Here is a 20836-nt window from a genome sequence, read left to right as displayed (position 1 = left end):
GTGTGCCTGAGAAACCTGTAGCTTTGGAGGATTAAAAGAGATGTCTTATGAAAAAGTGACACAGGCAGAAAATGTTGTCATAGGTACTAAACAAACTATCAAAGCTCTCGAACAAGGGAACGCAATAGAGGTCATCATAGCCAATGACGCTGAGGCTAGAGTAGTTACTAAAGTACAATTGCTAGCACAGAAAAAAGGCGTACCGATAACAGTAGTTGATTCCATGAAGAAACTTGGAAAAGTTTGTGGAATTGATGTTGGAGCTGCCACTGTAACACTGACAAAGTAATAACGTTTTTGCCAACGTGATGTCGATCGCTTGGCAAAAACTTTACTTTTGTTCTAGAATGAACCACCAGGATCAGTGGTCTTAACAATTTCTTTACGAAAGGAGGAAAAAAGATGCCTACTATTAATCAGCTTATCCGTAAAGGACGTCAAGCGAAAGTTAAGAAGTCAGACTCACCTGCATTAAACAAAGGTTATAACAGCTTTATTAAAGCTCAAACTAACCAGTCTTCACCGCAAAAACGTGGTGTTTGTACTCGTGTAGGGACAATGACACCGAAGAAGCCAAACTCGGCTCTTCGTAAATATGCTCGTGTACGTTTAACGAACGGTATCGAGGTTACTGCTTATATCCCAGGTATCGGACACAACTTACAAGAGCACAGTGTTGTTCTTATTCGTGGTGGACGTGTAAAAGACTTACCAGGGGTACGTTATCACATCGTACGTGGTGCTCTTGACACAGCAGGAGTACAAAACCGTATGCAAGGTCGTTCTAAGTATGGAACTAAACGCCCTAAAGAAGCTAAGAAATAATAAAACTATAGGTTTACAAGACGAAAGGAGGGGAAATAATGCCTCGTAAAGGACCAGTAGCAAAGAGAGATGTTTTACCAGATCCTCTTTATAATTCAAAATTAGTAACTCGCCTTATCAACCGTATCATGGTTGACGGTAAGAAAGGTGTTGCTGAAAGCATCCTTTATAACGCTTTTGAATTAGTAAAAGAGCGTAGCGGAAATGACCCTATGGAAGTTTTCGATCAAGCGTTAAAAAATATCATGCCAGTTCTTGAAGTTAAAGCACGCCGTGTAGGTGGAGCTAACTACCAAGTACCTATCGAAGTTAAACCAGAGCGTCGTACTACGTTAGGACTTCGTTGGTTAGTAAACTATGCTCGTCTTCGTGGAGAAAAAACGATGGAAGAGCGTTTAGCTAACGAAATCCTTGATGCAGCAAACAACACTGGTGCATCAGTTAAGAAACGTGAAGACACTCATAAGATGGCTGAAGCTAACAAAGCGTTCGCTCACTATCGTTGGTAAGATCAAAAAAACTATTCTAAAAATCATTCGAAGAATGAAAGGAGAAATACATTATGGCAAGAGAGTTCTCCTTAAAGAATACACGTAATATCGGCATCATGGCTCACATTGATGCCGGTAAAACTACAACAACGGAACGTATCTTATTCTACACTGGACGTATTCATAAAATTGGTGAAACTCATGAAGGTGCATCACAGATGGACTGGATGGAGCAGGAGCAAGAGCGTGGTATCACTATCACATCTGCTGCAACAACTGCTCAATGGAAAGGTCACCGTGTAAACATTATTGATACTCCAGGTCACGTAGACTTTACAGTAGAAGTAGAACGTTCTTTACGTGTATTAGACGGAGCTGTAGCAGTACTAGATGCTCAATCAGGTGTTGAACCACAAACGGAAACTGTTTGGAGACAAGCAACGACATACGGCGTACCTCGTATTGTTTTTGTTAACAAAATGGACAAAACAGGTGCCGACTTCTTATATTCAGTAGGAACTATCCATGACCGCCTAGGTGCAAAAGCTTCTCCTATCCAATTACCAATTGGTGCAGAAGATGAGTTTCATGGAATTATCGATTTAATCGACATGGTTGCTTACTTCTATGAGGATGATCTTGGTACTCGTACGGATGCGAAAGAAATTCCAGAAGAGTATAAAGAGAAGGCTCAGGAATTACACGAGCAACTAGTTGAAGCTGCTGCTGAATTAGATGAAGAATTAATGATGAAGTACTTAGAAGGCGAAGAGTTAACGAAGGAAGAAATCAAAGCTGCAATCCGTAAAGGTGTTTGTAACGTAGAATTCTTCCCAGTACTTTGTGGCTCAGCATTCAAGAACAAAGGTGTTCAGTTAGTACTAGACGCTGTTCTAGACTATCTTCCATCACCACTTGATGTACCAGCTATCAAAGGTACTTTACCTGATACAGAAGAAGAAACAACTCGTGAGTCTAGTGACGAAGGTCCATTCGCAGCATTAGCTTTCAAAGTTATGACTGACCCTTATGTTGGTAAGTTAACTTTCTTCCGTGTGTACTCAGGTACAATTAACTCTGGTTCTTATGTTGTTAACTCAACTAAAGGAAAACGTGAGCGTATCGGACGTATCCTACAAATGCATGCGAACAGTCGTGAAGAGATTGCAACTGTTTATGCAGGAGATATCGCTGCTGCTGTAGGTTTAAAAGATACAACAACTGGTGATACTCTTTGTGATGAAAAGAATCAAGTTATCTTAGAATCTATGGAGTTCCCAGAGCCAGTTATCTCACTATCTGTTGAACCTAAATCTAAGTCTGACCAAGATAAAATGGGTATGGCTTTAGCGAAACTTGCTGAAGAAGATCCAACATTTAGAACACATACTAATGAAGAAACTGGCCAAACGATTATCGCTGGTATGGGTGAGCTTCACCTAGACATCATCGTAGATCGTATGCGTCGTGAATTCAAAGTTGAAGCAAATGTTGGTGCTCCTCAAGTATCTTACCGTGAAACAATCCGCAAAGCGGCTAAAGTTGAAGGTAAGTTCGTACGTCAGTCTGGTGGACGTGGACAATATGGTCACGTTTGGATTGAATTCGAACCACTTGAAGAGGGTGCAGGATTCCAATTCGAAAACAAGATTGTTGGTGGTGTAGTTCCACGTGAATACATTCCAGCAGTACAAAATGGTATCGAAGAATCGTTGCAAAACGGAATGCTTGCAGGGTTCCCACTATTAGACTTAAAAGCAACTATCTTTGATGGTTCATACCATGATGTTGACTCTAATGAGATGGCGTTTAAGATTGCTGGTTCAATGGCATTAAAGAACGCGAAATCTCATTGTGCTCCGGTACTTTTAGAGCCAATGATGAAAGTTGAAGTTGTTGTCCCTGAAGAGTATATGGGAGACATTATGGGTGACGTAACATCTCGTCGTGGACGCGTGGAAGGTATGGAAGCTCGTGGTAATGCACAAGTTGTTCGTGCTATGGTTCCACTTGCTGAAATGTTTGGTTATGCAACATCTCTACGTTCACGTACACAAGGTAGAGGTAACTATACAATGCACTTTGATCACTATGAAGAAGTACCAAAGAGCATTTCTGAAGAAATCATTAAGAAACAAACTGGACAATAATATTCAGTAATTATTGTTTCTCTAATGAGTTTATTGTAAGCTAAGAAAGGTGATAATATATGGGTATTTCGCCTTTCTTATCCATAATAATTGAAACGTATTTAAGGGAGGAAAAGTAAAATGGGAAAAGCTAAATTTGACCGTTCGAAAACACATGCTAACATTGGTACAATCGGACACGTTGACCATGGTAAAACTACATTAACAGCTGCTATTACAACTGCTTTAGCTAAAAAAGGTGGAGCAGAGGCTCGTGCATATGATCAAATCGATGGAGCTCCAGAAGAGCGTGAGCGTGGAATCACAATCTCAACTGCACACGTTGAGTATGAAACTGATACACGTCACTATGCACACGTTGACTGCCCAGGACATGCTGACTACGTTAAAAACATGATCACTGGTGCGGCACAAATGGACGGAGCTATCTTAGTAGTATCTGCTGCTGATGGCCCAATGCCACAAACTCGTGAGCACATCTTACTTTCTCGTCAAGTAGGTGTTCCTTACATCGTTGTATTCTTAAACAAATGCGACATGGTTGACGACGAAGAGCTACTTGAATTAGTAGAAATGGAAGTTCGTGACCTTCTTAACGAGTATGACTTCCCTGGTGATGATGTACCAGTTATCCAAGGTTCTGCTCTTAAAGCTCTTGAAGGAGACGAAGCTTGGGAAGCAAAAATCTATGAGCTTATGGACGCTGTAGATTCTTACATCCCAACTCCAGAGCGTGACAACGAAAAGCCATTCATGATGCCAGTTGAGGACGTATTCTCAATCACTGGTCGTGGTACAGTTGCTACAGGACGTGTTGAGCGTGGACAAGTTAAAGTTGGTGAAGAAATCGAAATCATCGGACTTGCTGAAGAGCCAAGCAAAACTACAGTAACTGGAGTTGAAATGTTCCGTAAGCTTCTTGACTATGCTGAAGCTGGTGACAACATTGGTGCACTTCTTCGTGGTGTATCTCGTGATGATATCCAACGTGGTCAAGTACTTGCTAAGCCTGGTACAATCACTCCACACACTAAGTTCAAAGCAGAAGTTTATGTACTTTCTAAAGAAGAGGGTGGACGTCATACTCCATTCTTCACAAACTACCGTCCGCAGTTCTACTTCCGTACAACTGACGTAACTGGTATTTGTAACCTTCCTGAAGGTGTAGAAATGGTTATGCCTGGTGACAACATCGAAATGACTGTTGAACTAATTGCACCAATCGCGATTGAAGAAGGAACAAAGTTCTCAATCCGTGAAGGTGGACGTACAGTTGGAGCTGGCGTTGTAGCTTCAATCCAAGAGTAATCATAAATCATAAGAAGTTCCTTGATATCAAGGAACTTCTTTTTTGTTGGCATGGTGCAAACTCTAGATATAATTCCCGAAATGGTGAAAGTAGCAATTAACATAATTGAAAGTGATCACTTAAAACAAATTTTTTAAAAGTAGTTTAATGAGTCAGAGGCATATATATATATCATTTATCATTTATTCCGAAAGGTCTAGTTGTTTTTCTTTTTATTACAATTTCTATAGGAAGCGTCGTTGAGGAAGAAGAACGGAGTATACGAGTTGGAGTAATATCAGTTATCAAAAGGTTGTTCCAGTGGATAAAAAGGTTTTGGAAAAGTTAAATTACATTATCCAATAATAATGCATACTATTTGTTTAAAGTGCAAAATGAACGGTATTTATTTGTGTAAGTATAAATATTAAGTGTTTGATAATAATGGAAGCTATATAGTTAAATACATGACTTGAATTTATAGCAATTAATATATATAATAGTAAAAGTGTGATCAACAGAAAAATGTTCTTGCATTTTACTTTTCAATTATATATAATATTGAATGTTGGTCTGTGACAGCGATGATGCGAAAGGTTGCTGACACACCCGGCCCCATTGCCATGGCAGGGTGTGAGGAAATTTTCGCGGAGTATGTCTGTTTATTAAAATGGACGATAAAGGAGGGGCTTAAATGGCAAAACAAAAAATTCGCATCCGTCTTAAAGCTTACGATCATAGAATCCTTGATCAATCAGCAGAAAAAATTGTTGACACAGCGAAGCGTTCTGGTGCTAATGTATCTGGACCAATCCCGCTTCCAACTGAAAAGAGTGTTTACACAATTCTTCGTGCGGTACACAAGTATAAAGATTCTCGTGAGCAATTCGAAATGCGCACGCATAAGCGTTTAATCGATATTGTTAACCCAACACCACAAACTGTTGATGCATTAATGAGATTAGACCTGCCATCAGGCGTTGATATCGAAATCAAACTTTAATATTAACATATGTAAAGTTTGAGAGGTTCATTAATACTTTTCGTAATTTTAACTATAAAATAATGGCAAAAAAATATATAAAGTGAAAACACAGGAGGTGTGACTAATGACCAAAGGAATCTTAGGGAAGAAAATCGGTATGACTCAAGTGTTTGCAGAAAACGGTGATGTAATTCCTGTAACTGTAATTGAAGTTACTCCGAACGTTGTTCTTCAAAAGAAAACTGTAGAAAACGATGGATATGAAGCTATTCAATTAGGTTTTGATGATCAAAAAGCTAACCGTGTGATTAAGCCTGAAAAAGGACACGCTGAAAAAGCAAACACAGCACCTAAGCGCTTCGTGAAAGAAATTCGCAACGTAGATCTTGCTACGTTTGAAGTTGGTCAAGAAGTCAAGGCAGATACATTTAACGTAGGTGACGTAGTAGACGTAACAGGAACTTCAAAAGGGAAAGGTTTCCAAGGTGCAATTAAGCGCCACAACCAATCTCGTGGACCTATGTCTCACGGTTCTCGTTACCACCGTCGCCCTGGTTCAATGGGTCCTGTAGCTCCTAACCGAGTATTTAAAGGTAAAGCTTTACCTGGACGTATGGGTGGAGAGCAAATTACAGTGCAAAATTTAGAAATCGTTAAAGTTGATACAGATCGTAATCTTCTATTAGTTAAAGGTAATGTACCAGGAGCTAAAAAGAGCTACGTAACTGTTAAAAGTGCGGTTAAAAACGACTAACGTTTAATGGAAAGGAGGACACATCATGCCTAAAGTAGCATTATTTAATCAATCCGGCTCTCAAGTTGGGGATATTGAATTATCTGATGCAGTATTTGGTATCGAACCAAATGAGCATGTTCTACATGACGCAGTAGTCATGCAACAAGCATCTTTACGTCAAGGTACTCATAAGACAAAAGGACGTTCTGAAGTACGCGGCGGCGGTAGAAAGCCATGGCGCCAAAAGGGAACTGGACGCGCTCGTCAAGGGTCAATCCGTTCACCACAATGGGTAGGTGGAGGAGTAGTATTCGGTCCAACACCACGTGATTACGGTTATAAATTACCTAAAAAAGTACGCCGTTTAGCAATCAAGTCAGCTCTTTCTAGTAAGGTTAAAGCTGCTGAGATTGTTGTTTTAGAAGAATTAGCATTAAACGCACCAAAAACAAAAGAAATGGTTTCGATCTTATCTAACTTATCAGTAGATCGTAAAGCATTAATTGTAACTGCTGACTACAATGATGCTGTAGCATTATCTGCTCGTAACATTCCAGGTGTAACATTTGTTTCTGCTGAAGGAGTAAATGTACTTGATGTTCTTAAGCACGATAAGCTAATCATTACTAAAGGTGCAGTTGAAAAGGTAGAGGAGGTGCTAGCGTAATGTCAAACGCACGTGATATCATCAAGCGCCCCGTAATTACAGAACGTTCAACTGATTTAATGTCTGAAAAGAAATACACGTTTGAAGTAGACACTCGCGCGAACAAAACTGAAATTAAAAGTGCTATTGAAGAAATCTTTGGTGTAAAAGTTCAAAAGGTAGCTACAATGAACTACAAAGGTAAATTCAAGCGTTTCGGTCGTCACGCAGGTTATACTGCAAAACGCAAAAAAGCAATCGTTACATTAACACCAGATAGCAAAGAATTAGAATTCTTTGAAGGTGTATAAGTTTAACAGAGAAGGAGGGAAATCAAGATGGCGATTAAAAAGTATAAACCGACCAGTGCTGGTCGTCGTGGAATGTCAGTCCTAGATTTTTCTGAAATCACTACTGACAAACCAGAAAAGTCACTATTAGCGCCTTTACACAATAAAGGTGGTCGTAACAACCAAGGTAAACTAACTGTACGTCATCAAGGTGGCGGACACAAACGTAAGTATCGTATTATCGACTTCAAACGCAACAAAGATGGTATTCCAGGCCGCGTTGCTACAATCGAGTACGATCCAAACCGTACAGCTAATATCGCATTAATCAATTATGCTGATGGTGAGAAGCGTTATATTATCGCACCAAAAGGTTTAAAAGTTGGAATGACAATTGAGTCTGGTGCAAATGCAGATATTAAAGTAGGGAACGCACTTCCTCTAATTAATATCCCTGTCGGTTCTGTAATTCACAATATCGAATTAAAGCCTGGTAAAGGTGCACAATTAGTACGTTCTGCTGGAGCAGAAGCTCAACTTCTTGGTAAAGAAGGAGACTACGTATTAGTTCGTTTAAAATCAGGTGAAACACGTTATATCCTATCTACTTGTCGTGCAACAATCGGTTCTGTAGGAAACGATGAGCATGAACTAGTTAACATTGGTAAAGCAGGTCGCTCTCGTTGGTTAGGTAAACGCCCAACTGTACGTGGATCTGTTATGAACCCTAACGATCACCCACACGGTGGTGGTGAAGGTCGTGCTCCAATCGGACGTAAATCACCAATGTCTCCATGGGGTAAACCAACACTTGGTTACAAAACACGTAAGAAAAACAAGAGTTCAGATAAGTACATTGTACGTCGTCGCAAAAAATAACGGGGTTGTTTCACGGTTCATTAGAACCGTGGATCAATCACGAAGGGAGGTTTATTCATGGGCCGTAGTTTAAAAAAGGGACCTTTCGTCGATGATCATTTAATGAAGAAGGTCGAAGTTATGAACGAAAACAATGAGAAAAAGGTTATCAAAACTTGGTCTCGTCGTTCAACTATTTTCCCTGAGTTTATCGGGCATACAATTGCAGTTTACGATGGTCGTAAACATGTTCCAGTATATGTTTCAGAAGACATGGTCGGACACAAACTAGGTGAATTCGCACCTACACGTTCGTACAAAGGTCATGCTGCTGATGATAAGAAAACAAGACGTTAATTAAGAGGGGAGGTCCTTGACAATGCAACAAGCTAAAGCTGTAGCTAAACAAGTTCGTGTGGCTCCTCGAAAAGTTCGTCTAGTTGTGGACTTAATCCGAGGTAAGCAAGTCGGTGAAGCAATCGCTATCCTACGCCATACACCAAAAGCTGCTTCTCCAATTGTAGAAAAGCTTTTAAATTCTGCAATCGCAAACGCAGAACACAATTATGAAATGGAACCAAATAACTTATTCATTAAAGAAGTATTCGTAGATGAGGGCGTAACATTGAAACGCTTCCGTCCACGTGCTATGGGACGTGCTAGCCGAATTAACAAGCGCACAAGTCACATTACAATCGTTGTTTCAGAAAAGAAGGAGGGATAAGCGTGGGTCAAAAAGTCAATCCGGTAGGACTTCGTGTCGGTGTCATCCGTGACTGGGAGTCAAGATGGTACGCTGAAAAGGACTATGCAGACTTACTACACGAAGATATTAAAATTCGTGAGTATATCGAAAAACGTTTAAAAGATGCTTCTGTATCTAAGATCGAAATCGAACGTGCTGCTAACCGTGTAAATGTAACTGTTCATACGGCTAAGCCTGGTATGGTTATCGGTAAAGGTGGATCTGAAGTAGAAGCACTTCGTAAAGCTTTAAATGAACTAACTGGTAAAAGAGTTCATATTAATATCTTTGAAATTAAAAATGCTGATTTAGATGCTAAATTAGTAGCTGAAAACATTGCTCGTCAATTAGAGAATCGTATTTCTTTCCGTCGTGCAATGAAGCAAGCACTACAACGTACTATGCGTGCAGGTGCAAAAGGAATTAAAACACAAGTGTCAGGTCGTCTAGGCGGCGCAGATATCGCTCGTGGTGAACACTATAGCGAAGGTACTGTTCCACTTCACACTCTTCGTGCAGACATCGATTATGGAACTGCAGAAGCAGATACAACTTACGGTAAATTAGGAGTTAAGATCTGGATTTATCGTGGTGAAGTCCTTCCAACGAAAGGAACGAAAAAAGAGGAAGGGGGCAAATAATTATGTTATTGCCAAAACGTGTAAAATACCGTCGTGAACACCGTGGTAAGATGCGTGGTCGTGCAAAAGGCGGAACGGAAGTTCATTTTGGTGAATATGGTTTACAAGCGCTAGAAGCTTCATGGATTACTAACCGTCAAATCGAAGCTGCGCGTATTGCTATGACACGTTACATGAAACGTGGCGGTAAAGTTTGGATTAAAATTTTCCCTTCTAAACCATACACTGCAAAACCTTTAGAGGTTCGAATGGGTTCTGGTAAAGGTGCTCCTGAAGGATGGGTAGCAGTAGTTAAACCAGGGAAGATTATGTTTGAGATTTCTGGAGTTTCTGAAGAGGTAGCACGTGAAGCATTACGTTTAGCTTCTCATAAGTTACCTGTTAAATGTAAATTTGTAAAACGCGAAGAAGTGGGTGGTGACGCAAATGAAAGCTAATGATCTTCGTAACCTAACGACATCTGAAATTGAACAAAAAACGAAGTCACTTAAAGAAGAATTATTCAACCTTCGCTTTCAATTAGCGACTGGCCAGTTGGATAATCCAACCCGCATTCGTGAAGTTCGTAAGGCGATCGCTCGTGCAAAGACTGTTTTGCGTGAGAGAGAACTTGGGATTAACAACGGCTAATTTGAGAGGAGGTTTGCTTAAATGGAACGCAACCAACGCAAAGTGTACATCGGACGCGTAGTTTCAGATAAGATGGATAAAACAATTACTGTTCTTGTTGAGACATACAAGAAAGATCGTTTATACGGAAAGCGCGTAAAGTACTCTAAAAAGTTCAAGGCCCATGATGAAGAAAACACAGCTAAAGTTGGCGATATTGTTAAGATTATGGAAACTCGTCCATTATCTAAAGACAAACGCTTCCGTTTAGTAGAAGTAGTAGAAGAAGCAGTTATTATCTAACTCATTCTTTTTAACCTGAAGGGAGGTAAGATCGTATGATTCAACAGGAGAGTCGTTTAAAAGTTGCTGACAACTCTGGAGCTCGTGAAGTTCTATGTATTAAAGTTTTAGGTGGTTCTGGCCGTAAAACTGCAAACGTCGGTGACATTATCGTTTGTTCTGTAAAACAAGCAACACCAGGCGGCGTTGTCAAGAAAGGTGACGTTGTTAAGGCGGTAATCGTTCGCTCTAAGAGCGGCGTACGTCGTACAGACGGATCTTACATTAAATTTGATGAAAACGCAGCGGTAATTGTACGTGATGACAAAGGTCCTCGTGGAACTCGTATCTTCGGACCAGTTGCACGTGAGCTTCGTGAAAAGCAATTTATGAAAATCGTTTCTTTAGCTCCGGAAGTACTATAATATACATCATCCCTTTTATAAGGAGGTGCGATGATTACATGCACGTTAAAAAAGGCGACACAGTAAAAGTGATCTCTGGTAAAGATAAAGGTAAACAAGGCGTTATTTTAGAAGCATACCCTAAGAAAGACCGTGTACTTGTTGAAGGTGTTAACATTGTTAAAAAACATGCTAAACCTTCTCAAGATAACCCACAGGGTGGAATTGTAAGCAAAGAGGCTGCAATCCATGTTTCTAACGTAATGATTATTGACCCTAAAACGGGCGAGCCAACACGTATTGGCTATAAAGTAGAAGATGGTAAAAAAGTACGTATTGCGAAAAAATCTGGCGAAGCACTAGATAAGTAGTCAGTGTTGAAAGGAGGTCAATCGTATGACTCGTTTAAAAGAGAAGTATAACAGTGAGATCGTATCTTCTTTAGTTGAGAAATTTAACTACCCATCAGTTATGGGTGTACCTAAAGTAGAAAAAATCGTCATTAACATGGGTGTTGGTGACGCTGTTGCTAACCCTAAAGCTTTAGACAAGGCAGTTGAAGAGTTAACTCAAATTGCTGGTCAAAAGCCATTAATCACAAAAGCAAAGAAATCAATCGCAGGATTTAAGTTACGTGAGGGCATGCCAATCGGTGCGAAGGTAACACTACGCGGTGAGCGCATGTACGAATTCTTAGATAAATTAATTTCAGTTTCATTACCACGTGTACGTGACTTCCGTGGAGTTTCTAAAAAAGCTTTCGACGGTCGTGGAAACTATACACTAGGTGTGAAAGAGCAATTAATCTTCCCTGAAATTGAGTATGATAAAGTTGATAAAGTACGTGGTATGGATATCGTTATTGTAACGACTGCAAACACGGATGAAGAAGCTCGTGAGTTATTAACACAAATGGGCATGCCATTCCAAAAATAATCGGCTAAAGCCGAAGAGGAGGAAAAACTTTGGCGAAGAAATCAATGATCGCAAAACAGAAACGCGAGCAGAAGTATAAAGTACAAGAATATACTCGCTGCGAGCGTTGCGGACGTCCGCACTCTGTAATGAGAAAGTTTAAATTATGCCGTATTTGCTTTAGAGAACTTGCTTATAAAGGTCAAATTCCTGGCGTTAAAAAAGCTAGCTGGTAAACCCTTAAATGGGAAGGAGGTAATATAGATGGTCATGACAGATCCTGTTGCAGATTTGCTAACTCGCATCCGTAATGCGAACGTAGTTCGTCACGAGAAATTAGAAGTACCTGCTTCTAATATCAAAAAACAAATCGCTGAAATCTTAAAGCGTGAAGGTTTCATCCGTGACTTTGAATATATCGAAGATAACAAACAAGGTGTGATTCGTATCTTCTTAAAATACGGTGCAAACAACGAGCGAGTAATTACTGGATTAAAACGTATTAGTAAGCCTGGTCTTCGTGTATACGCAAAAGCTACGGAAGTACCCCGTGTTTTAGGCGGATTAGGTATTGCTATCGTTTCAACATCTAAAGGTATTATGACGGATAAAGATGCACGTCAACAACAAGTAGGCGGAGAAGTACTAGCTTACGTTTGGTAATCATTAAAGGTAAGATTGGAGGTGTAAGATATGTCACGTATTGGTAAGAAACCAATTGAAGTTCCAAGTGGAGTAACAGTTACTCTTAACAACAACGTAATTACGGTTAAAGGCCCTAAAGGTGAACTTAGCCGTAATGTACACCCAGAAATGGATGTAAAAGTAGAGGAGAACCAAATCGTTATCGAACGTCCAAGTGATAACAAGGAACACCGCTCTTTACACGGAACAACTCGTAGTATCATCAGTAACATGGTTGAAGGTGTAACAAAAGGATACGAAAAAGGATTAGAGTTAATCGGGGTAGGTTACCGTGCAACAAAATCTGGTTCAAAATTAGTATTAAATGTTGGTTACTCTCACCCAGTAGAAATCGAGCCTGAGCAAGGTATCGAAATCGAAGTTCCTTCAAATACAAAAGTACTTGTAAAAGGTATCGATAAAGAGCGTGTTGGTGCTATCGCAGCTAACATTCGTTCTGTACGTTTACCTGAGCCTTATAAAGGAAAAGGAATCCGTTATGAAGGTGAATATGTACGTCGTAAAGAAGGTAAAACTGGTAAATAATAAATAGTTAACGGAAAGGAATGACGTTCAATGATTACGAAGCCTGACAAAAATTTGTCGCGTAAGAAAAGACATGCTCACGTTCGTCGCACGATCACAGGTACTCCTGAACGTCCACGTTTAAATGTTTTCCGTTCTTCTAAACACATTTACGCACAGCTAATTGATGATGTGAACGGCGTAACATTAGCTTCTGCGTCAAGTTTAGATAAAGAACTTAACTTAGAGAACGGTGGAAATAAAGAAGCAGCTAAAGCTGTTGGAGAACTTGTAGCTAAACGTGCTGTTGAAAAAGGGCACACTACTATCGTATTTGACCGTGGTGGTTACTTATATCACGGACGTGTTCAAGTATTAGCTGATGCAGCTCGTGAAGCTGGATTACAATTTTAATGTAAAAAGGAGGGAAACTAAATGCGTATCGATGCAAATACGTTGGAGCTTGAAGAAAAAGTTGTTGCCGTTAACCGTGTAGCTAAAGTAGTAAAAGGTGGACGTCGTTTCCGCTTTGCTGCATTAGTAGTTGTTGGTGATAAAAACGGACATGTCGGCTTTGGAATGGGTAAAGCTCAAGAAGTTCCTGAAGCAATTCGTAAAGCAATTGAAGATGCAAAGAAGAACTTAATTGAAGTACCAGTTGTTGGTACAACAATTCCACATGAGATCTTAGGTCACTTCGGTGCAGGACGAGTATTATTGAAACCAGCATCAGAGGGTACTGGAGTTATCGCTGGTGGACCTGTACGTGCAGTACTTGAGCTTGCTGGTGTAGGCGATATTTTATCAAAATCATTAGGATCAAATAATCCTATTAATATGGTTCGTGCAACTATTGAAGGTCTTAAAGAACTTAAGCGCGCTGAAGAGGTTGCTAAATTACGTGGTAAATCAGTAGAAGAACTGCTAGGATAAGGAGGGAAAAGACGTGGCTAAAAAGTTAGAGATTACCCTCACTAGAAGCATTATCGGTCGTCCTGAGGACCAACGTATTACTGTAAAAACTTTAGGCTTACGCAAGATGCACCAAACTGTAGTACAACAAGATAACGCTGCTATTCGTGGTATGGTTAACAAAGTATCACACTTAGTAACAGTTAAAGAAATCGATGCGTAATTGAAACTTACTTAAGAGGAGGTGGCAACATGAAACTTCATGAGTTGAAGCCTGCAGAAGGTTCTCGTAAAGTACGTAACCGCGTCGGACGTGGTATCGGAAGTGGTAACGGAAAAACAGCTGGTCGTGGACATAAAGGACAAAACGCACGTTCAGGTGGTGGTGTTCGTCCAGGATTTGAAGGTGGACAAAATCCTATTTTCCGTCGTTTACCAAAACGTGGATTTACAAACCCAACTCGCAAAGAGTTTACAATTGTAAATCTTGAGACATTAAACCGTTTTGATGCAGGAACTGAAGTTACACCTGAGTTATTAATCGAAACTGGTGTAGTTAAGAACGTTAAGGATGGTATTAAGATCCTTGGTAACGGCAAGCTTGAGAAGCAACTTACAGTGAAAGCCAATAAGTTTTCTGCTACAGCTGTAGAAGCGATCGAAGCTGCTGGCGGAAAAACTGAGGTGATTTAATGTTCCGGACGATCTCCAACATTATGCGCGTAGGTGACTTAAGACGAAAGGTTATCTTTACTCTATTAATGCTTATTGTATTTCGAATTGGTACATTTATTCCTGTACCTGGTTCGAACAAAGATGTATTAAATTTCTATGATCAAGCGAATGCGTTCGGGTTTTTAAATACATTTGGTGGTGGAGCATTAGGTAACTTTTCGATTTTTGCAATGGGAATTATGCCGTATATCACCGCATCCATCGTTGTTCAATTACTTCAAATGGATGTAGTGCCTAAGTTTGCAGAATGGGCAAAACAGGGTGAAGCAGGTCGTCGGAAATTGGCTCAAGTCACTCGATATGGAACAATTGTGTTAGGTTTTATACAAGCACTAGGAATGTCAATCGGATTTAATACGATATTCCCAGGATTAATCCCTAACCCAACTGTTCCTACCTATCTATTTATTGCACTCGTACTTACGGCTGGAACGGCATTTTTAATGTGGCTTGGTGAACAAATTACTGCTAAAGGTGTTGGAAACGGTATTTCCATTATCATCTTTGCTGGTATAGCGGCTGGTATCCCAAATGCAGTTAACCAAATCTATGCTTTACAAATTCAGGAAGCTGGTGAGCAACTGTTTTTAAGCATCGTTACAGTATTACTTCTACTTCTAGCTGTCCTTGCTGTAGTTGTAGGAGTGATCTATGTTCAACAGGCATTGCGTAAAATTCCAGTTCAATATGCTAAGCGTCTTGTTGGAAGAAGTCCTGTTGGAGGACAATCAACTCATCTACCGTTAAAGGTAAATGCAGCTGGGGTTATTCCTGTAATTTTTGCTTTATCACTATTTATGTTTCCACCGACGATTGCTGGTTTCTTTGGTGGAGAAAACACGATAGCTCGCTGGGTAACTACAATTTTTGATATAAATAACCCGTACGGCATGGTACTATATGCATTGCTCATTATTGGATTTACTTATTTCTATACGTTTATACAGGTTAATCCAGAGCAATTAGCGGAAAATCTAAAAAAACAAGGCGGTTATATCCCTGGTATACGCCCAGGTAGGACGACACAGGAATATATTACTCGTATCCTGTATCGACTGACACTAGTTGGAGCACTGTTCTTAGCTGTTGTCTCAATTATTCCAGTGTTCTTTACAGCGTTTATGGGATTACCTCCTGCGATTCAAATTGGCGGAACTGGATTATTAATTGTCGTTGGTGTAGCATTAGATACGATGAAACAAATCGAGAGTCAGTTAATTAAACGTCATTACAAAGGATTCATAAAGTAACTAGAAACTAAGGGAAAATAGGTTTCCCTTAGTGTTATAGTTATCAATTCGGTAATGGAGGGGAAGAAAATGAATTTAATATTAATGGGGCTTCCGGGTGCTGGTAAAGGTACTCAAGCAGAAAGAATTGTTGAGAACTATGGAATTCCGCATATCTCCACAGGAGATATGTTCCGTGCTGCGATTAAGAACGAAACTGAACTAGGTATGAAAGCAAAGTCTTTTATGGATGCAGGTGAATTAGTACCTGATGAAGTAACAATCGGTATCGTTCGTGAACGTTTAAGCCAAGCAGATTGTGAAAAAGGATTTCTATTAGATGGGTTTCCGCGTACTGTTGCTCAAGCAGAAGCATTAGATGGTATGCTGACATCTTTAGAAAAGAAAATTGATTTTGTTATTAATATTGACGTTCCAGAAAACGTGCTTATGGATAGACTTACGGGAAGAAGAGTTTCACCGACATCAGGGAGAACATATCATGTTATATTCAATCCTCCAAAGGTTGAAGGAATCTGTGACGTTGATGGTAGCCAATTGATTCAAAGAGATGATGATAAACCAGAAACAGTAAAGAAACGCCTTGAAGTTAATATTAAACAAAGTAAACCACTTCTTGATTTCTATCAAGAAAAAGGAGTACTTCGTGATATCGACGGGTTACAAGAGATTGGGCAAGTGTTTGTAAACATTGACCAACTTCTGAAAGGAATAAATGCATGATTATTTGTAAGACTGAACGTGAGATCGCCATTATGCGCGAGGCGGGTAAGATCGTTGCCCTCACACATCAGGAGCTGAAAAAGCATATCCAACCTGGTATTACTACCAAGGAATTAGATAACATTGCCGAGAAATTGATTCGTTCCTATGATGCGGTACCATCCTTTAAAGGCTACAATGGGTTTACAGGTAGTATCTGTGCTTCAGTAAATGAAGAGTTGGTTCATGGTATACCAGGGAAACGTGTTCTCAAGGCTGGAGATATTATTAGTATTGATATAGGTGCTCAATACAATGGATATCATGGCGATTCTGCATGGACATATGCTGTCGGTGAAATTGCTGAAAGTGATCAAAAGTTAATGGATGTCACTGAAACATCTTTATACAAAGGGTTAGAGGAAGCTAAACCAGGAGAAAGACTTTCGAATATATCCCATGCGATACAAACTTATGTTGAAGCACATGGATATTCAGTAGTAAGAGAATATGTTGGTCATGGTGTTGGTCAAAACCTTCACGAGGATCCGCAAATTCCACACTATGGTCCTCCAGGGAAAGGCCCTCGTCTAAAACCTGGTATGGTCCTTGCAATTGAGCCAATGGTCAACGCTGGTACTCGTTACGTACGAACACTAGCGGATAATTGGACTGTGGTAACTACCGATAAGAAGAACTGTGCACATTTTGAGCATACGATTGCTATCACAGAAACTGGGTATGAAATATTGACTAAAGTGTAATTATGAAGGTGATGGAAGATGAAAGATCCTGATTCGCAGCCAGTTATTGGACAGATCGTTGAAGTAATAAGAGGTCGTGATCGGGAACGGTTTTGTGTAGTAATTAGCATTATTGATCATCGCTTTGTTTACATTGCTGATGGTGATAGTCGCAAATACGACAAAGCTAAAAAGAAGAACGTCCAACACCTAAGAGTCATAGATTATGTCTCAGATGAAGTGAAAAATAGCATTAATGAAACTGGTCGTGTTACCAATGCCAAGCTGCGGTTTGCGATACAAAAGTTCTTAGAACAATATCATTTACTGAAGGAAGGAGAGTAAATTCATGGCGAAAGAGGATGTAATTGAAGTTGAAGGTACCGTTATTGAGCCACTACCAAATGCAATGTTCCGTGTCGAATTAGAAAATGGTCATAAAGTATTGGCTCATGTATCAGGTAAAATTCGTATGCACTTTATCCGCATCTTACCAGGTGATAAAGTGACTGTTGAATTATCTCCATATGATTTAACGCGTGGCCGAATCACATATCGTTATAAATAATCCTTAGGTATTTGTCGGTTTAGATATAGTTTGCTATGCTCAAATGAGAGCTTGATACGAGCACTCCGTAATATAAGGAGGTAAATATAATGAAGGTCAGACCATCAGTTAAGCCAATCTGCGAAAAATGTAAAGTTATTCGTAGAAAAGGTACAGTTATGGTAATTTGTGAAAACCCTAAGCATAAACAAAAACAAGGTTAATAACAAGGAGGTGCTTTAATACATGGCACGTATTGCAGGTGTTGACATTCCTCGTGATAAACGAGTTGTAGTGTCTTTAACATACATCTACGGAATCGGAAGAAAGCTTTCTTCAGAGATCCTAGAAAAAGCTGGTGTATCAGAAGATACTCGAGTTCGTGATTTAACAGAAGATGAGTTAGGTAAAATTCGTGAAATGATGGATGCTTATCTAGTAGAAGGAGATCTTCGTCGTGAAATCTCTTTAAACATCAAGCGTCTAATCGAAATTGGTTGTTACCGTGGTATTCGTCACCGTCGTGGTTTACCAGTTCGCGGTCAAAATACGAAAAACAATGCACGTACACGTAAAGGTCCACGTCGTACAGTAGCTAATAAGAAAAAATAGTAAAGGAGGTAGGTTAAAAACATGGCTAAGAAGACTAATCAACGTACTAAACGTCGTCAACGTAAAAATGTTGAGAGTGGTGTAGCTCACATTAAATCAACATTTAACAATACGATTGTTACGATTACTGATGTACATGGAAATGCAATTTCATGGGCTAGTGCTGGAAACCTAGGATTTAAAGGTTCACGTAAATCTACTCCATTTGCTGCACAAATGGCTGCTGAAGCTGCTGGTAAAACAGCAATGGAAAATGGCATGAAAACGATCGAAGTAACTGTTAAAGGTCCTGGTGCAGGTCGTGAAGCAGCTATTCGTTCTCTACAAGCAGTAGGTTTAGAAGTTAGCATGATCCGTGACGTTACGCCTGTTCCTCATAATGGTTGCCGTCCACCAAAACGTCGTAGAGTGTAATAAAAGAAATCCAATTTCTTGTATAGATTTCCTAAAAGTGTTAATAATGGTTAAGACGAGATTTTCCCTATGAAACGGTTCTTGCTTTTATTAACTATGGTAATGCGTATGGGAACTGCCTAATGGGGAATTCCGGTTAGGCAATCCTTACGGGTCAACCGGAGTTCGACGTTTTGAAGGAGGGTTTGTTGAATGATTGAAATAGAAAAGCCAAATATTGAAACGATTGAAGTTAGCGAAGATGCTAAATACGGGAAGTTCGTAGTTGAGCCACTTGAGCGTGGATATGGAACAACTTTAGGGAACTCCTTACGTCGTATCCTCTTATCCTCTTTACCAGGAGCTGCTGTAACAAGCGTACAGATTGACGGCGTGTTACATGAATTTTCTACGATCGAAGGTGTAGTAGAAGATGTAACCACGATTATCCTTAGCTTGAAACAACTTGCTCTTAAAATCTACTCGGATGAAGAGAAGGTTTTAGAAATTGATACACAAGGTGAAGGTGTTGTTACAGCAGGTGATTTAACACATGATAGTGATGTAGACGTATTAAACCCTGATCTTCACATCGCTACATTATCTAAAGGGGCTAGACTACATATGCGTTTAACAGCTAAACGTGGACGTGGTTATGTTCCTGCAGAAGATAATAAGTCTGAAGATCAACCAATTGGAGTTATCCCAATTGACTCGATCTACACACCTGTATCTCGAGTGAATTATCAAGTGGAAAATACCCGTGTGGGTCAAATTACCAACTATGACAAACTCACCTTAGATGTATGGACAGATGGAAGCATCCGTCCTGAAGAAGCAGTATCTTTAGGTGCGAAGATCCTAACTGAGCACTTAAATATTTTTGTCGGTCTTACTGACCAAGCACAAAATGCTGAAATTATGGTTGAAAAAGAAGAAGATCAAAAAGAAAAAGTTCTTGAAATGACGATTGAAGAACTTGACCTTTCTGTTCGCTCTTACAACTGCTTAAAGCGTGCTGGTATTAATACTGTTCAAGAATTAACACAAAAAACAGAAGAAGACATGATGAAAGTACGTAATCTTGGACGTAAATCTCTAGAAGAGGTTCAAGAAAAGCTTGCTGAATTAGGCTTAGGTCTTCGTAAAGAAGAATAGGTTCTAATAGGGAACGCTAGTGCTGTTCTCTGTTTTTCTTGTGTTTTACCATAAATCGTCGTGCCTGTTTAGGCAAAACATATAAGTGTTACAAAGGAGGGAAAACAGACATGGCATATGCAAAATTAGGTCGTGATAGTGCTGGTCGTAAAGCATTATTCCGTGATTTAGTTACTGATTTAATCATCAATGAGAGAATTGAAACAACAGAAGCAAAAGCTAAAGAACTTCGCCCAATCATTGAAAAGATGATTACTCTTGGTAAACGTGGTGACCTTCACGCGCGTCGTCAAGTAGCATCTTTCGTACGTCGTGAAGTAGCTAATGAAGAGACAGGTGAAGATGCGATTCAAAAGCTTTTCGCTGACATCGCTCCTCGTTATGAAGAGCGTCAAGGTGGATATACTCGTATTCTTAAAGTAGGTCCTCGCCGTGGTGATGGTGCACCAATGGCAATTATTGAGTTAGTTTAATTTCTGATACATCATATATATTTGACGACAAAGGGCGTGACAGGTTGTGAGCATTTTGCTCTAACTCACAGCCCTTTTTTATACGTTAACGTAGAAATTGGTAGCAAAAAGTAGAATCGACGTGGTCACCAATTTTGGAACAAAGTAAAAGTGCAACTACGCCACTGTCTTCGTCTATTAGACTCGCCAATTGGCGGGTTTTTCTTTATATTTACAGCTTTTATTAAGATAGGGTGA

36 protein-coding genes are annotated in these 20836 nt (G+C 39.8%); all 36 read left to right on the top strand.

Annotated features, from left to right (window positions below):
- The first annotated feature begins 40 nt into the window (after positions 1-40).
- The 36 genes from GKP30_RS19225 to rplQ all read left to right on the top strand — a co-directional run bounded on the left by GKP30_RS19225 (position 41) and on the right by rplQ (position 20599).
- Positions 41-289, top strand: a complete 249-nt coding sequence (locus tag GKP30_RS19225; protein ID WP_216831089.1) for a 50S ribosomal protein L7ae-like protein — start codon at positions 41-43, stop codon at positions 287-289.
- A gap of 113 nt (positions 290-402) precedes the next feature.
- On the top strand, positions 403-825 hold the full coding sequence (rpsL, locus tag GKP30_RS19220) for a 30S ribosomal protein S12 (protein ID WP_216831088.1): 423 nt from the start codon (positions 403-405) through the stop codon (positions 823-825).
- 38 nt (positions 826-863) lie between these two features.
- Complete coding sequence (gene rpsG, locus GKP30_RS19215; RefSeq protein WP_216831087.1) at positions 864-1334, top strand: 30S ribosomal protein S7; 471 nt, start codon at positions 864-866, stop codon at positions 1332-1334.
- 53 nt (positions 1335-1387) lie between these two features.
- Positions 1388-3466 carry an elongation factor G gene (fusA, locus tag GKP30_RS19210; protein WP_216831086.1) on the top strand — a complete coding sequence of 693 codons (2079 nt, stop codon included), beginning with the start codon at positions 1388-1390 and terminating at the stop codon, positions 3464-3466.
- A 120-nt stretch (positions 3467-3586) separates the two neighbouring features.
- Positions 3587-4774: an elongation factor Tu gene (tuf, locus tag GKP30_RS19205; protein ID WP_216831085.1), complete on the top strand. Its 1188-nt coding sequence runs from the start codon at positions 3587-3589 to the stop codon at positions 4772-4774.
- A gap of 674 nt (positions 4775-5448) precedes the next feature.
- Positions 5449-5757 (top strand): 30S ribosomal protein S10, encoded by a 309-nt coding sequence (gene rpsJ, locus GKP30_RS19200; RefSeq protein ID WP_026673495.1) that lies wholly within the window; start codon positions 5449-5451, stop codon positions 5755-5757.
- A gap of 106 nt (positions 5758-5863) precedes the next feature.
- Positions 5864-6493 (top strand): 50S ribosomal protein L3, encoded by a 630-nt coding sequence (gene rplC / locus GKP30_RS19195; protein WP_216831084.1) that lies wholly within the window; start codon positions 5864-5866, stop codon positions 6491-6493.
- Between the two features lie 25 nt (positions 6494-6518).
- Positions 6519-7142, top strand: coding sequence for a 50S ribosomal protein L4 (gene rplD / locus GKP30_RS19190; protein ID WP_216831083.1), 624 nt, complete (start codon positions 6519-6521; stop codon positions 7140-7142).
- Positions 7142-7432, top strand: a complete 291-nt coding sequence (gene rplW, locus GKP30_RS19185) for a 50S ribosomal protein L23 (protein WP_216831082.1) — start codon at positions 7142-7144, stop codon at positions 7430-7432. Before rplD ends, rplW begins: the two co-directional genes overlap by 1 nt.
- A 27-nt stretch (positions 7433-7459) precedes the next feature.
- Complete coding sequence (gene rplB, locus GKP30_RS19180; protein ID WP_216831081.1) at positions 7460-8290, top strand: 50S ribosomal protein L2; 831 nt, start codon at positions 7460-7462, stop codon at positions 8288-8290.
- A gap of 57 nt (positions 8291-8347) precedes the next feature.
- The gene (gene rpsS / locus GKP30_RS19175) at positions 8348-8626 is read left to right on the top strand and encodes a 30S ribosomal protein S19 (RefSeq protein WP_216831080.1); all 279 of its coding nucleotides are present in this window, start codon (positions 8348-8350) and stop codon (positions 8624-8626) included.
- A gap of 22 nt (positions 8627-8648) precedes the next feature.
- Positions 8649-8993, top strand: a complete 345-nt coding sequence (rplV, locus tag GKP30_RS19170) for a 50S ribosomal protein L22 (protein WP_075388590.1) — start codon at positions 8649-8651, stop codon at positions 8991-8993.
- A 2-nt stretch (positions 8994-8995) separates the two neighbouring features.
- Complete coding sequence (gene rpsC / locus GKP30_RS19165; protein WP_216831079.1) at positions 8996-9655, top strand: 30S ribosomal protein S3; 660 nt, start codon at positions 8996-8998, stop codon at positions 9653-9655.
- Positions 9656-9657: 2 nt separating this feature from the next.
- Complete coding sequence (rplP, locus tag GKP30_RS19160) at positions 9658-10092, top strand: 50S ribosomal protein L16 (RefSeq protein ID WP_017729591.1); 435 nt, start codon at positions 9658-9660, stop codon at positions 10090-10092.
- Complete coding sequence (rpmC, locus tag GKP30_RS19155; RefSeq protein WP_209125354.1) at positions 10082-10285, top strand: 50S ribosomal protein L29; 204 nt, start codon at positions 10082-10084, stop codon at positions 10283-10285. The genes rplP and rpmC overlap by 11 nt, the downstream gene beginning before the upstream one ends.
- Positions 10286-10306: 21 nt before the next feature.
- The gene (gene rpsQ, locus GKP30_RS19150) at positions 10307-10567 is read left to right on the top strand and encodes a 30S ribosomal protein S17 (RefSeq protein ID WP_209125323.1); all 261 of its coding nucleotides are present in this window, start codon (positions 10307-10309) and stop codon (positions 10565-10567) included.
- A 35-nt stretch (positions 10568-10602) separates the two neighbouring features.
- A complete protein-coding gene (rplN, locus tag GKP30_RS19145; protein WP_209125324.1) occupies positions 10603-10971 on the top strand; it encodes a 50S ribosomal protein L14 in 369 nt (122 codons plus the stop codon).
- Positions 10972-11009: 38 nt separating this feature from the next.
- Complete coding sequence (gene rplX, locus GKP30_RS19140; protein ID WP_216831078.1) at positions 11010-11321, top strand: 50S ribosomal protein L24; 312 nt, start codon at positions 11010-11012, stop codon at positions 11319-11321.
- Between the two features lie 25 nt (positions 11322-11346).
- Positions 11347-11886, top strand: a complete 540-nt coding sequence (gene rplE, locus GKP30_RS19135) for a 50S ribosomal protein L5 (RefSeq protein ID WP_216831077.1) — start codon at positions 11347-11349, stop codon at positions 11884-11886.
- Positions 11887-11915: 29 nt separating this feature from the next.
- On the top strand, positions 11916-12101 hold the full coding sequence (locus GKP30_RS19130; protein WP_216831076.1) for a type Z 30S ribosomal protein S14: 186 nt from the start codon (positions 11916-11918) through the stop codon (positions 12099-12101).
- Positions 12102-12129: 28 nt separating this feature from the next.
- The gene (rpsH, locus tag GKP30_RS19125; RefSeq protein ID WP_209125326.1) at positions 12130-12528 is read left to right on the top strand and encodes a 30S ribosomal protein S8; all 399 of its coding nucleotides are present in this window, start codon (positions 12130-12132) and stop codon (positions 12526-12528) included.
- Positions 12529-12558: 30 nt separating this feature from the next.
- On the top strand, positions 12559-13095 hold the full coding sequence (gene rplF / locus GKP30_RS19120) for a 50S ribosomal protein L6 (RefSeq protein ID WP_216831075.1): 537 nt from the start codon (positions 12559-12561) through the stop codon (positions 13093-13095).
- A gap of 30 nt (positions 13096-13125) precedes the next feature.
- Positions 13126-13488, top strand: a complete 363-nt coding sequence (gene rplR / locus GKP30_RS19115; protein ID WP_216831074.1) for a 50S ribosomal protein L18 — start codon at positions 13126-13128, stop codon at positions 13486-13488.
- Between the two features lie 21 nt (positions 13489-13509).
- On the top strand, positions 13510-14007 hold the full coding sequence (rpsE, locus tag GKP30_RS19110) for a 30S ribosomal protein S5 (RefSeq protein ID WP_075388578.1): 498 nt from the start codon (positions 13510-13512) through the stop codon (positions 14005-14007).
- 13 nt (positions 14008-14020) lie between these two features.
- Positions 14021-14209, top strand: a complete 189-nt coding sequence (gene rpmD / locus GKP30_RS19105; RefSeq protein ID WP_216831073.1) for a 50S ribosomal protein L30 — start codon at positions 14021-14023, stop codon at positions 14207-14209.
- A gap of 29 nt (positions 14210-14238) precedes the next feature.
- Positions 14239-14679, top strand: a complete 441-nt coding sequence (rplO, locus tag GKP30_RS19100) for a 50S ribosomal protein L15 (protein WP_216831072.1) — start codon at positions 14239-14241, stop codon at positions 14677-14679.
- Positions 14679-15971 carry a preprotein translocase subunit SecY gene (gene secY, locus GKP30_RS19095; protein ID WP_216831071.1) on the top strand — a complete coding sequence of 431 codons (1293 nt, stop codon included), beginning with the start codon at positions 14679-14681 and terminating at the stop codon, positions 15969-15971. Before rplO ends, secY begins: the two co-directional genes overlap by 1 nt.
- Positions 15972-16040: 69 nt before the next feature.
- On the top strand, positions 16041-16694 hold the full coding sequence (locus GKP30_RS19090) for an adenylate kinase (RefSeq protein ID WP_216831070.1): 654 nt from the start codon (positions 16041-16043) through the stop codon (positions 16692-16694).
- The gene (map, locus tag GKP30_RS19085; protein ID WP_216831069.1) at positions 16691-17437 is read left to right on the top strand and encodes a type I methionyl aminopeptidase; all 747 of its coding nucleotides are present in this window, start codon (positions 16691-16693) and stop codon (positions 17435-17437) included. The genes GKP30_RS19090 and map overlap by 4 nt, the downstream gene beginning before the upstream one ends.
- An 18-nt stretch (positions 17438-17455) precedes the next feature.
- Positions 17456-17761: a KOW domain-containing RNA-binding protein gene (locus GKP30_RS19080; protein ID WP_216831068.1), complete on the top strand. Its 306-nt coding sequence runs from the start codon at positions 17456-17458 to the stop codon at positions 17759-17761.
- Between the two features lie 4 nt (positions 17762-17765).
- On the top strand, positions 17766-17984 hold the full coding sequence (gene infA / locus GKP30_RS19075; RefSeq protein ID WP_003322635.1) for a translation initiation factor IF-1: 219 nt from the start codon (positions 17766-17768) through the stop codon (positions 17982-17984).
- A gap of 89 nt (positions 17985-18073) precedes the next feature.
- Positions 18074-18187, top strand: coding sequence for a 50S ribosomal protein L36 (gene rpmJ, locus GKP30_RS19070; RefSeq protein ID WP_003322638.1), 114 nt, complete (start codon positions 18074-18076; stop codon positions 18185-18187).
- A gap of 22 nt (positions 18188-18209) precedes the next feature.
- Positions 18210-18575, top strand: coding sequence for a 30S ribosomal protein S13 (gene rpsM / locus GKP30_RS19065; RefSeq protein ID WP_216831067.1), 366 nt, complete (start codon positions 18210-18212; stop codon positions 18573-18575).
- Between the two features lie 21 nt (positions 18576-18596).
- Positions 18597-18989, top strand: coding sequence for a 30S ribosomal protein S11 (rpsK, locus tag GKP30_RS19060; RefSeq protein WP_216831066.1), 393 nt, complete (start codon positions 18597-18599; stop codon positions 18987-18989).
- Between the two features lie 192 nt (positions 18990-19181).
- A complete protein-coding gene (locus tag GKP30_RS19055) occupies positions 19182-20126 on the top strand; it encodes a DNA-directed RNA polymerase subunit alpha (RefSeq protein ID WP_216831065.1) in 945 nt (314 codons plus the stop codon).
- A 110-nt stretch (positions 20127-20236) separates the two neighbouring features.
- Entirely contained in the window at positions 20237-20599 is a 363-nt protein-coding gene (gene rplQ / locus GKP30_RS19050) for a 50S ribosomal protein L17 (protein ID WP_216831064.1), read from the top strand.
- Positions 20600-20836 lie beyond the last annotated feature (237 nt).

This window comes from Alkalihalobacterium elongatum (assembly GCF_019024285.1).
Taxonomy (GTDB): Bacteria; Bacillota; Bacilli; order Bacillales; family Bacillaceae_F; genus Alkalihalobacterium; species Alkalihalobacterium elongatum.
This window is presented reverse-complemented; position numbering and strand designations above follow the sequence as displayed.